The organism is Polynucleobacter sp. 39-46-10, assembly GCF_002282275.1.
Window position 1 is genome coordinate 1 of the sequence record NZ_NCJB01000056.1, and the last position, 12,917, is coordinate 12,917.

Here is a 12,917-nt window from a genome sequence, read left to right on the forward strand (position 1 = left end):
AGCCAGATGTTGCCTAAAAAGCTTTACTAATCGAATTTAAAAGCTCTCCTCACCGAGAGGCTTTGAAACCCGCTGACGGTGAAACGCAGCGGGTTTTTGTTTTTGAATCGCCAGCAATTTATTAGATATTGAATACCGGGAAAAAATGCCATGAGTCTGAAAGATCAAATCACTGAAGATATGAAAAACGCCATGCGTGCAAAAGAAGTGGCGCGCCTTGGAACGATTCGCCTTTTATTGGCGGCCATCAAACAGCGTGAAGTGGATGATCGCATTGTGATGGATGATACGAGTGTGATTGCTACTGTTGAGAGGATGATTAAGCAGCGTAAAGACTCGATCTCTCAATTTGAAAAAGCCAATCGCGATGATTTAGTTGCGATTGAAGCGGCCGAGATGGTCATCCTACAAGACTACTTACCTGCACAGTTGTCTGATGCTGAAGTCGAAGCAGCGGTAGCTGCAGCGGTTGTATCGACTGGTGCTGCTGGTCCGCAAGATATGGGCAAAGTCATTGGTGTGCTTAAAGGTCAGTTGGCGGGTAAAGCCGATATGGGTAAAGTTTCTGGTTTGGTAAAAGCGGCGCTGGCTAAGTAAGTTAGCAAGCTAAGCCTCATCTACTGCTGATGGCTCTCATACCCCAATCCTTCATTGCCGATTTATTGAATCGTGTCGACATCGTCGATGTGGTTGGGCAGCAAGTGAAACTAAAAAAAGCGGGCGCGAACTTTCAAGGTTTGTGCCCCTTTCATTCTGAGAAATCTCCTTCATTTTCAGTATCACCAACAAAGCAGTTCTATCACTGCTTTGGTTGTGGGGCGCACGGCTCTGCGATTAGCTTTCTCATGGAGTATTCCGGTCTTGGCTATGTAGATGCCATTGAAGACTTGGCTCGTTCTGCAGGATTAGATGTGCCTCGTGAAGAGCGCACTGCGAATGATGTTGCACGTCAACAGCAGACCATGGCTTTAAGTGAGGTCATGAGTGCAGCAGCCGATTGGTATCGCCAGCAACTCAAAACAGCACCGCGTGCAGTGGAATATCTCAAGGGGCGCGGCCTGACTGGTGAGATCGCCAAACGCTATGCATTGGGTTATGCGCCTGATGGTTGGCAGGGTCTTGAAGCAGTCTTTGGTACTTATGCTAATGATGAAGTGGCAAAGACTTTGCTTGAAGGAGGATTACTCATTCAGAGTGAGCAGACTGACAATAATCAGACTGCAAGACGCTACGATCGCTTTCGCGATCGCATCATGTTCCCGATTCGTAATCCTAAAGGTCAAACCATTGGCTTTGGTGGGCGCATCTTAGATCAAGGTGAGCCAAAGTATTTAAATTCACCCGAGACACCACTGTTCTCTAAAGGCAATACGCTGTACGGATTATTCGAAGCAAGACAAGCCATTCGCTCACAAGAATATGTTCTCGTATGTGAGGGCTACATGGATGTCGTGGCGCTCGCACAATTAGGTTTCCCGAATGCGGTAGCAACTTTGGGCACAGCCTGTACTGCGAATCACGTGCGCATGTTGTTGCGCCAAACAGATAAAGTAGTGTTTTCATTTGATGGCGACTCTGCTGGTCAGCGTGCTGCGCAACGTGCATTAGAGGCATGTCTTCCATTGATGTCGGATGACAAAGAGATTCGTTTCTTATTCTTGCCGACAGAGCATGATCCCGATAGCTATGTCCGCGCCTATGGTGCGCCGGCCTTTGAAAAAGTCATCAAAGAAGCTATGTCGATCTCGAGTTTTTTCTTCAAGATTGTTAGTCAAGATCATGAGTTGACAACGCCAGAAGGTAGAGCGCAAACACACCATGCTGCAAAACCTTTGCTGTTATCAATGCCACCAATCGCTCTGCGTACGCAAATTTTGCGTGAGTTGGCTATACGCACAAATTCAACTCCTGCAGAGTTAGAGTCTTTCTGTGGATTAACGGTAGCACCCGCACCAGTGCAGCTGGGTTCTTATGCGGCAACAAATCAACGTGCACCCAACTTCGTACAAGCCAATAGCGGCAACAGAACACAGGGCGCACCCTGGCAAGCATCTAAAGGTTCAGCAAAAAGAGCGCCAGTACAAAATATTCCACCTCCTCAAGCCCCTACCGATTTAGCTGAGCAGATGTTGCGAGTCTTGATTCAGTTTCCGCATCTAGGAAAAGCCTTGGATGCCAACAAAAGGGCGCTTGCCTTGCAGGCCTCTGAGTTGCGTTCGGAAAAAGCATTGGAGCTGATGAGGGATTTGTTGAGTCAATGCGATCGTATTGAATTGATTCCTGGTGAGAATGGCAAGCCACCCTCAGTTGGTGCCGGCGCTTTTGCTTTATTCCAAGAGCAGTTATCCCGAAGTGAGCTAGCTCCGCTCTATGAGGTATTGAGAAAACGGGTGATGGGTTCAGATTTAGACCTCGATGGTGCAGTTGCGGACCTTGAGGGGGCATTCAAAAAGCTCGAGCTCACCCACCTCAAAATGGAAATGACGGAAATTGCTCAAAAGATTGCTGGTAGCACCGCTACAGAGCAAGATCGGGCTCGATATCGCGAGCTGGGCGAAAGATTGAAATTCTCCTAAGAATTTTCTGATTTAGCCTTAGTAAAACCCGAAATTTACCCTATATTTTCAGTATGAAAAGGGGTAAAAAAGTCGCAATCGACTATAATCCTCTATTCCCAGAAAAAAACCGATTTAATTCAGCCACTTGCGCTTTATTTTGAAGAAATTTGGGGCAAGTGGATAAAGTAGCTGCGCCTAAGCAGTCGAGAACAATCATCAGTAACGTGAGTAAGTGCTAATAAATGCCTAATACCAAGAAAAAACCAGCAGCCAAGCCAGCAGCAAAAGCCAAGGCACCAGTTAAACCAGTGACAAAAGCGAAGGCTCCTGCTAAACCAGCGACCAAAGCTAAGGCGCCTACTAAGGCAAGCAAGCCAGTAGCGAAAGCGAAGACGCCCGCCAAGCCTGTAGCAAAAACTAAGACTCCTGCTAAGCCAGTCAAAGCTCCGGCTAAAGCAGCCAAGCCTGTAGCAAAAACTAAGACGCCTGCTAAACCAGCGACCAAAGCAAAGGCACCAGCGAAAGCACCTGCTAAACCAGCGGCTAAAGCAAAAGCTCCGGCAAAAGTAGCTAAGCCAGCAGCCAAGACCCCGGCTAAGGCTGTGACCAAGCCAGCAGCAAAAGTAGAGGCACCTACAAAAGGTAAGGCTGTTGTTGCTCCTAAGATTGAGGCGGCAAAGCCAGCGAAGGCTGCGAAAGAAACTAAGGCAGCGAAAGTAGTAAAAGAAGTAAAGGAAGTCAAAGAAACTAAGGGTAAAAAAGCGAAAGCGGTTGAGGTGGAGGCTGAGCTTGTTGCGACTGAAGAAGTAAAGAAAGGTCGCAAGCCAAAGGCTGACGCTCCTGTAGAGGGCGCTGAGCCAGTATTGACGGATCGCCAAAAAGCGCGCGAGCGTAAGGCAAAAGAAAAAGCGCTCTTAAAAGAATTCGCAGCACAACAGTTGGGCTCTGAAGAGCAGCAAGAATTACGTCGTACCCGCCTAAAGATCTTGATCAAGATGGGTAAGTCCAAGGGTTACTTAACTCATGGTGAAATGAATGACGTGATGTCAGACGAGTTATCTGATGCGGATGCATTAGAAACATTGATCAGCCTCTTAAACGACATCAATATTACTGTTTACGAGCAAGCTCCAGATGCTGAAACACTCTTGCTCAATGAAAATGCTTCAGCAACCACATCTGAAGAAGAGGCGGAAGAAGAGGCGGAAGCCGCTTTAGCTACCGTTGATTCAGAGTTCGGTCGTACAACCGATCCAGTGCGTATGTACATGCGCGAGATGGGTACTGTTGACCTCTTGACTCGTGAAGGCGAGATTGTCATTGCGAAGAAGATCGAAGCAGGCCTTAAAGACATGGTAATGGCCTTGGCTGCTTGTCCTGTCACGATTGGCGAGATCTTGGCAAACGTAGACAAGATTGCTAGTGGCGAGATGGAGATTGATCAGTTCGTCGATGGATTGGTTGACCCTAATGCCGAAGATATTAAGCTAGGACCAGAAGAGCCAGAAGTTGACCCAGATGCTGAAGAGGGTGACGAAGAGGGTGGCGAAGAAGAAGGCGGCGGTGGCGGCGGTGGCGCAGCTACAGCTAACGCCAAGCAGTTAGAAGAATTAAAACAAATCTCTTTAGAGAAGTTTGCAATTGTTCGCACACAAGCTGACAAGATGCGCCGTGCTTTTGATAAAGAAGGCTACAACTGCCCAGCTTACATCAAAGCACAAGAAGCTATCCGTGGTGAGTTGCTTGGTTTCCGTTTGACCGCAAAGAGCGTTGAGAAGTTGTGTGACACCATGCGTTCACAAGTTGATCAGGTTTGGAAAATCGAGCGCGGTATTGTGAGTTTGTTGGTAGATAAGGTTGGCGTCAATCGCGGTGAGGTATTAAAAGACTTCCCGAAGATGTCTATGAACTTAGAGTGGACCGCTAAATTACTCAAAGAGAACAAGCCATACACCGCATTATTGCAACGTAATGTTCCAGCGATTCAGGAACTGCAGCAGAAGTTAATTGATATTCAAACCCGTGTTGTTTTGCCACTTCCAGAATTAAAAGAAGTGAACAAGCAAATGATCGCTGGCGAGAAGCGCGCACGTGAAGCGAAACGTGAAATGACGGTTGCTAACTTACGTTTGGTAATCTCGATCGCTAAGAAATACACCAACCGTGGTTTGCAGTTCTTGGATTTGATTCAAGAGGGCAATATCGGTTTGATGAAGGCGGTAGATAAGTTTGAATACCGTCGTGGTTATAAGTTCTCTACTTATGCAACATGGTGGATCCGTCAGGCAATTACCCGTTCTATTGCCGACCAAGCTCGTACGATCCGAATTCCAGTTCATATGATTGAGACGATCAACAAGATGAACCGTATTAGCCGTCAAATCTTGCAAGAAACTGGTCATGAGCCAGATGCCGCAACCTTGGCACTCAAGATGGAAATTCCTGAGGACAAGATTCGCAAGATTATGAAGATTGCTAAAGAGCCAATCTCCATGGAAACACCAATTGGTGACGATGAAGATTCTCATTTAGGCGACTTCATTGAGGATGGCAATACCTTGGCTCCGGCTGAAGCGGCATTGCATGATTCGATGCGCGATGTGGTTAAGGATGTTCTCGATTCATTAACACCACGTGAAGCAAAAGTATTGCGTATGCGCTTCGGTGTTGAGATGAGCACAGACCATACTCTCGAAGAAGTTGGCAAACAGTTTGACGTGACACGTGAGCGTATTCGTCAGATCGAAGCCAAGGCCCTGAGAAAAATGCGTCATCCAAGCCGCAGCGACAAACTCAAGACCTTCCTCGAAGAAGATTGACCCAAAGACTAACGGGCCTATAGCTCAGTTGGTTAGAGCAGAGGACTCATAATCCTTTGGTCCCAGGTTCAAGTCCTGGTGGGCCCACCAATGAAATCAACGACTTAGGGAGAGATTCCTAAGTCGTTTTTCTTTCTGTGCCGCTAAGTGTGTAAGCAATTTCTACGCATATTCCAGTGCAACCCCAAGAAATGTATAGGCCTCCTGTTGGAGTAATGAACTACTTGTTGGTTGTGGGGCATGGTTGCTAATGGACTGCTTTAATCTAACGCCATAAAAGCTAAATTGAATGTTTAAAATGAATCACCATTAAAAAAAGTACGTCAAATTGCCGCAATGTATTGCTTGCTATCCTAATGCTTATCGTGGGAGTCTTTTTTGAAAAATACTGAAATACCGTTAATTGATGACATTCGCTTATTAGGAAAAATTCTGGGTGATATTGTTCGCGAACAAGAGGGTGAGTCTGTTTACGGATTGGTAGAGCAAGTCAGGAAGTTATCAGTAACCTTTCATCGCGATTCAAATCAGAAGGCCAATCGCGAGCTGAGCAAACTTCTTAAAGGGCTAACTAGTGAAAGCGCGGTAAAAGTGCTTCGGGCTTTCACTTACTTTAGTCATTTAGCTAATTTAGCCGAGGATAGACATCATATTCGCCGCCGTGTAGCATATGAGCGCAATGGCAGCTATCAAGATGGCAGTATTCCTATGGCCATGAAAAAACTACACGCTGCAGGCGTCACTAGCAAGATGATTTCTAAAACGCTAGAGGCAAGCTTAATCTCACCAGTACTTACTGCTCATCCAACCGAAGTGCAGAGAACCAGTATTTTGGAAGCTGAGAGAGACATAGCGAATTTATTGACTATACGTGATCAGATTAAAGAATCATCTAAAGCAAATAATCCACAAAAAGATGCCTTGCTCAATAAAGAGCTTAAAGCCAATGAACAACAAATTCGTGCTCGTGTATTGCAACTCTGGCATACCCGCTTATTAAGATTTACTAAGCTTACAGTTGCCGATGAGATTGAGAATTCTCTGACTTATTACGAGACAACATTCTTAAGAGAAATCCCAAAAATCTATGCCCAGTTAGAAGATTCTCTTGCTGGAAATTCAGTTGCCAGCTTTCTGAAGATGGGTCAATGGATTGGTGGTGATCGTGATGGTAATCCCAATGTCAGTGCCAAGACTCTCGAGTACGCCGTTTCAAGACAGGCCGAAATGGTGTTGCGTCACTATTTAACCGAGGTGCACTACTTGGGTAGAGACTTATCGGTCTCCGCATTACTTTTAAAATTCCCTAAAAAAATGCAAGATCTTGCAGCCAGCTCTCCTGATGCTAATGAACATCGTCAAGATGAGCCTTATCGCAGGGCGCTCACAGGAATGTATTCTCGGCTGGCAGCCACTTTAAAGATGTTAACAGGGGGAAATGCTGCTCGTCATGCTGTAGCGCCTCAAAATCCTTATATCAGCGCACAAGATTTTTTGTCTGATCTTAAGACGATTGAGGCCTCGCTAATATCCCAAGGTGCAAAGGCTCTAGCAGACCGTCGTCTCCACGGCTTGATTCGAGCGGTTGAAGTTTTTGGTTTTCATTTAGCTACCGTAGATTTACGTCAAAGCTCAGATATGCATGAAGCTGTTTTAGCAGAGCTTCTTCATGTCGCATCGATAGAAGCTGATTACTCTAGTCTGTCCGAAGAGCAAAAACGGGAACTCTTGCTATCGCTACTAAGAGACCCAAGACCACTTCGTGTGGTTGGGCATTTGTATTCTGATTTTGCAGAATCAGAGATTACCATCTTTGAAATGGCTAAGAAAATGCGGCAGCTATTTGGTAATGAGACTATCCGCCACTACATCATTAGTCATACCGAGACTGTCAGCGACCTATTAGAAGTCTTGTTGCTTCAAAAGGAAGTGGGTTTAATGCATGAGGTTTTAGGTAAAAAAGCATCTGCTGATCTGATCGTGGTTCCCTTATTTGAAACGATTGAAGATTTACGTAATGCTGCCCCCATCATGCAAGAGTTTTATGCATTACCTGGCACCTTAGATTTGGTAAAGCACTCTGGTGGTGAGCAAGACATTATGTTGGGCTATTCCGACTCAAATAAGGATGGTGGAATTGTTACAAGTAATTGGGAGTTATATTGTGCGGAGCTTGCCTTGGTTAAGGTGTTTGAGCCTTTGGAACAAAAGCATGGAGTAAAGCTTCGCTTATTCCATGGCAGAGGTGGCACAGTAGGTCGTGGGGGAGGACCCAGTTATGAAGCAATCTTAGCCCAGCCCCCTGGAACAGTACGCGGTCAAATTCGTTTAACAGAGCAGGGCGAAGTGATTGGATCTAAATATGCCAATCCTGAGATTGGTAGGCGTAATCTGGAGACTTTGGTAGCAGCCACACTAGAGGCCACATTATTAAAGCCTACTAAGCAGGCTAGTAAGGCCTACTTAGAGGCAGCAGCAAAAATTTCACAAGCAAGTATGAGTGCTTACCGTGGTCTGGTATACGAGACTCCAGGATTTGCGGAGTATTTCTTTGATGCGACACCCATTCGGGAAATTGCTAAGCTAAATATTGGTTCTCGTCCCGCAAGTCGCAAAGCAAGTCAAAGGATTGAGGACCTTCGCGCCATTCCCTGGGGTTTCAGTTGGGGCCAGTGTCGATTAACGCTTCCCGGTTGGTATGGTTTTGGTTCTGCTATTCAGGAATTCTTAAATCAACACAAAGCTGCAGATAGAAAGGCTGACTTGAGTCTTCTGCAAAAGATGTACAAAGAGTGGCCTTTCTTTAGAACCTTGTTATCGAATATGGATATGGCTTTGGCCAAGAGTGATTTAGCTCTTGCATCGCGCTATAGCGAACTTGTTCCTGATGTGAAGTTACGCAAGAAGATCTTTGGCGCTATTGAGTCTGAGTGGAATAAAACAGTTGAAGCTCTGAACTTAGTTACTGGAGAGAAAGTACGTTTGGCTAAGAATCCATCTTTAGCAAGATCTATACGAAATCGCTTCCCTTATATTGACCCACTTCATCACTTGCAGGTTGAATTGGTGCGTCGTTATCGTGCAGGTAAGCATGATGATCGTATGCAAAGGGGTATTCATATCGCCATTAATGGAATTGCAGCGGGACTAAGAAATACTGGCTAGATTTTAGAAATGACTACACATTTACTTACACATCGACGCTGAACACCCGTAGACCCCCTGTTTATGGGGCTCTATCATGGGCTTCTGCTCTCATAATCCTTTGGTCCCAGGTTCAAGTCCTGGTGGGCCCACTAATGAAATTATCGACTTAGGGAGAAATTCCTAAGTCGTTTTTCTTTCTGTGCCAAGAGGTATATAAGCAATCTCCACACATCTTCAAATGCAACCCCAATAGATGTATGGCTTGCAATTGGAGCAATTAGCTATTTTTGGATTGTGGTGTGTAAGTGTTGCGTGACCACTTTCAGTGGTTACGGGCAATCCTTCCCCAATGCTCTTAGTCTGTTCTCACCATTAAAAATATGGGTCTATTTTTTGATTTACATCATGTAAGGTAGCAATCTGGGCAATAAAATTAGCCGTTGCCCAGCTTTTATGTCTTATTGAGGATTGCTTCATGGGACAAGCAATTACCGCAGATTATGAATTTTCATTATTAACAAATTTAGACGCTAATTGATGGGTATTGCATAGAGATGAATAAACTTGACGATGTAGTGGATAAGACAGCAATGAACTTCGCTGCATCCCGACGGATGTTCATGAAGTATTCGGTCGGAAGTATTTGCTTGTCCTATTCTGGGATCATTTTTTCCGCGTCATCTCCAAGGCGAGCCACATATCCTATTTCAGATGAGGTTAAGACTACAGTTGATCGTATGCTCTCATTTTCAATGCCAGAGATATTAAAGCAGCCTGGTTCTGGCAAAGGGCTTGCACCGACAGAGCTGCATCGCGTAGATCAGTATAGTAAGTTCGGTTATGGTAACTATACCTATGGCCCTGGTTTACCAATCCAGCAACGCTTTGATTTGATGGATGTGGAGTATACGGGCAAAAATATTAATCGAGTAAATCGTCTATCTTCATTTTTTACTATCAGCGATATTCATTTGACGGATAAGCAGGCAGGTAATCAGCTAATTGCTCTTCAACAGTTAGATTCTGAATTTGGTGCCCCTATGACATCCATCTATTCACCAACCATGTTAACAACCACCCATGTACTTGATGCTGTAGTGCAAACTGTAAATGCCTTGCATGTCACTAGCGGTTTTGATTTTGGCTTATCTTTGGGGGATACCTGTAACTCGACGCAATACAATGAGACGCGTTGGTATTTGGACATCTTGGATGGAAAAGTTATTTACCCTAATACTAGTAATGATGTTTCTCAAGATACTATTTCATATCAGCAGCCGTTTCAAGCCGCTGGATTGTCGCCTGATATTCCTTGGTTCCAGGTAAATGGTAATCATGATTTATTCATGATCGGGAGTGTAGCTGTTGATGCGGATCCTAGCTTAAAGCTTCGGGAGTCCTACATCAACAATCGGATCTGGGCAGTTGGCAATATGCTTCAGCCAATTAAAGGGTCCCCATACTTTCCATGTCTTTTTGATACTACTTCTAACTTAAAGTCACCAGACTTTTATATGGGCACTATTAATGGAGCATCGGAATACGGAGAAATTATTGGGGCTGGCCCAGTCAATACATTTGGTAAACCGCCTTTGAATTCGGCTAATCTCAATCGTCGCTCGCTTACCAAAAAAGAATGGATCAGAGAATTTTTTAATACAAGCTCTTTGCCTAAGGGGCATGGGTATCATTTGGTAGATCCTCTGTACGCCAACGAAGAGCCTGGATTTTCTTGTTATAGCTTCTTGCCAAAGGAAGACATACCCCTGCGAATCATAGTGCTAGATAACGTACAGGATCCCAAGGATCAGAGTCACGACATTCATGGTCACGGATATTTGAGCGCAACCCGTGTTAAGTGGTTGCGTGCTGAATTAATGCGTTCCCAAAAACGTAATGAGCTGGTGATCATTGCATCACATGTGCCGCTTGCTGTAGCGCCTATTGGTAGTGAGATGGAATGGTGGGAATCATCACGTGACCCCAATGCAAAACTTCATAATGCGATCACACTGACAGATTTAATTTCTGAAATTCAGGCTAATGGTAATGTAATATGCCTACTTGCCGGCCATCGTCATGTAAATGCTATTAAAGCATTTAAGTCTCCACCGGGGGCTCCCCCAGAGTATGGTTTTTGGCAGATAGAGACAAGCTCTTTACATGACTTTCCACAACAATTTCGTACGCTTCAGGTTTACTTAAATAGTGATTACACAATCTCTATTGTCGCTATAAACATCGATCCTGCCGTGCGAGAGGGAAGCCCTGCCGAAAGCGGAAGACGCATGTCAATCGCTGCCCAGCAGATTATTCAAAATGACATCCGCCCCAACGCACCTAATGTAGAGCGCGCTTTTGGGGTTATTCCAGTCTCCTCAATGGATCCAACGCGGCCACAGAACAACACTACTGATGACTCAATTCGATATGGCGAGGTAGTAGGAGTGCCATATTCCGCTTCTTATAACGCTGAATTATTCAAGTCGCTAAATCCTACAATGGTCGAGGCATTGAAGAAGAGATTTCCTGCATGAGAGACGATGATGTTTTTGGCTTAATGACGATGTCTGTTGTGATGTCTAGTAAATTGAAGCAATTTTTAGCTGGATTTCTCTTCGTTCTGCTTGGTGCATCTTTTGGGTTGCCAGTATTTGCTGGGGCTCCTTCTGATGTTTTACAGCCGGGACAAAGCCTGGGTATCTATATGGGAATGGACCGCTTGTCAAATCTTCGAGATCTTGGTGGGTATACAACCCTAGATGGAAGATTTGTTGTAAGAGGAAAGGTCTATCGATCTAATGAGTTTTTTGGTATTGATGAAGATTATTTGATCAAACTGCAGCAACTGCAATTGAAGAGTGATGTTGATTTACGTACCCCCGCTGAAATCTCTGCGCAGCCAGATAAGATTCCTACGGGAGTTAAATATATTCAGCTCAATGTAATGGCGGATGAGAATTTAATCGTGACGCCTGCTCAAATAGATACACTTTTTAAAGATCCTAAACTTGCAAGTAAAAAAATGGGTGGGGTGGAAGGGGTTGAGGCCAGTTTTTTCGCACTTTATCGAGATTTTGTATTGCTGCCTAGTGCTCAAAAGTCATATCGAACCCTCTTTCTATCATTATTGAACACCTCTAATGTCCCCGTAGTCTTTCACTGCACAAATGGTAAGGATAGAACCGGCTGGGCTACTGCTGCTTTGCTAACTCTCCTTGGGGTGTCTAAAGAAGAAGTATTGTCTGATTACTTGCGTAGTAATGAGTATCTATTGCCTTTACACCAGAATGAGATCGATAGATTCATTTCTAATGGCGGCGACTCCGGAATTCCAGCTGCGCTTTTTGGGGTAAAGCGTAAATACTTAGAGGTCTCATTTGATGAAATGCATCGGCGGTATGGCACGATTGAAGAATATTTTGCGCAAGGCCTAAGCATTAACACCGCACAGCAAGAGCAACTTCGAAAACTTTATCTAGTGCGCGATAGGGACTTGTAGTGATAGCCTATATTATTTGCTGATTTCTGCCAAAACACGGTGAACATAAAAGACTGGCAGTCCTTATCATCTCATTACTCGCAACACATAACACTGTACATCGATACTGACCACCCGCATACCCCATTTTATAAAGGTCTTTCATTTGCTTCCGATCTCATAATCCTTTGGCCCCAAGTTCAAGTCCTGGCGGCCCACCAAAAAAATAATGACTTAGCGTGAGAACGCTAGGTCATTATTTATTATTGTGTAGTCAGTGTGTAGCAAATATCACCACTAAACCCCAATAAATATATAGCCCTGGATTGGAGCAATCAACTACTTGTTGCCCATGGTTAGCAAGTACTCAAGGACTGCTCTAGGCTAATAACGATCGGTAGAGCGGAAGATTGAAAATCCTTGTGTTGGTGGTTCGATTCCGCTCCCGGCCATCAAGAGTGTGAATAGCCCAACAAGTGGGCTATTTTGTATTCTAGTGCTTCATGGTGCTAAGGCCGAATATCTAAGCTGAAGACAATAAATTTTCTTGGGTCATGCACTCTTAGGGGCGACGAATAAATAAACCGACGATTAATCCTAGTCCAGCAGCAACTGCAACTGACTCCCAAGGGTTGCGATGGACAAAGTGATCTGCACCCTTAGCAGCGGCTTTAGCTTTATCCGTAAGTACATCTTCAAAGTCTGCAATACTTTCCTTCGCACCTGCAAGGGTTTTTAAAGCTTTTGAGCGAATTTTTTTGATTTCGTCATCTGCATGTCCCTCGGTAGCTTCAATCAATGCCTCGGCATCTGCCATGAGCGCTTTGAATTCTCCAATAAATTGTTTGGAAACTGTCGTAGAAGCTTTGGTTATAACTTTATCTAATTTATTCATAATAATTCTCCACTTAA

At 44.7% G+C, this 12,917-nt stretch carries 7 protein-coding genes and 1 tRNA gene; 7 read left to right on the top strand and 1 reads right to left on the bottom strand.

The genetic code is table 11. The features are described from left to right. The first annotated feature begins 150 nt into the window (after nucleotides 1–150). The 7 genes from B7X71_RS06620 to B7X71_RS06650 all read left to right on the top strand — a co-directional run bounded on the left by B7X71_RS06620 (nucleotide 151) and on the right by B7X71_RS06650 (nucleotide 12,026). A complete protein-coding gene (locus B7X71_RS06620; RefSeq protein ID WP_293599254.1) occupies nucleotides 151–597 on the top strand; it encodes a GatB/YqeY domain-containing protein in 447 nt (148 codons plus the stop codon). Between the two features lie 29 nt (nucleotides 598–626). Then, complete coding sequence (gene dnaG, locus B7X71_RS06625) at nucleotides 627–2,576, top strand: DNA primase (RefSeq protein WP_293599253.1); 1,950 nt, start codon at nucleotides 627–629, stop codon at nucleotides 2,574–2,576. Between the two features lie 224 nt (nucleotides 2,577–2,800). Then, complete coding sequence (gene rpoD / locus B7X71_RS06630; protein ID WP_293598151.1) at nucleotides 2,801–5,377, top strand: RNA polymerase sigma factor RpoD; 2,577 nt, start codon at nucleotides 2,801–2,803, stop codon at nucleotides 5,375–5,377. A gap of 13 nt (nucleotides 5,378–5,390) precedes the next feature. Continuing rightward, nucleotides 5,391–5,467, top strand: a tRNA-Ile gene (locus tag B7X71_RS06635). A gap of 288 nt (nucleotides 5,468–5,755) precedes the next feature. Beyond that, complete coding sequence (gene ppc, locus B7X71_RS06640) at nucleotides 5,756–8,542, top strand: phosphoenolpyruvate carboxylase (RefSeq protein ID WP_293598150.1); 2,787 nt, start codon at nucleotides 5,756–5,758, stop codon at nucleotides 8,540–8,542. 536 nt (nucleotides 8,543–9,078) lie between these two features. Then, nucleotides 9,079–11,061 carry a TIGR03768 family metallophosphoesterase gene (locus B7X71_RS06645; protein ID WP_293598149.1) on the top strand — a complete coding sequence of 661 codons (1,983 nt, stop codon included), beginning with the start codon at nucleotides 9,079–9,081 and terminating at the stop codon, nucleotides 11,059–11,061. A 53-nt stretch (nucleotides 11,062–11,114) separates the two neighbouring features. Beyond that, nucleotides 11,115–12,026, top strand: coding sequence for a tyrosine-protein phosphatase (locus B7X71_RS06650; protein WP_293600385.1), 912 nt, complete (start codon nucleotides 11,115–11,117; stop codon nucleotides 12,024–12,026). Nucleotides 12,027–12,567: 541 nt separating this feature from the next. On the opposite strand, the gene B7X71_RS06655 is transcribed toward B7X71_RS06650, so the two are convergent. Next, the coding region (locus tag B7X71_RS06655; protein ID WP_363926781.1) for a DUF883 family protein at nucleotides 12,568–12,917 on the bottom strand (350 nt) is incomplete at its 5' end.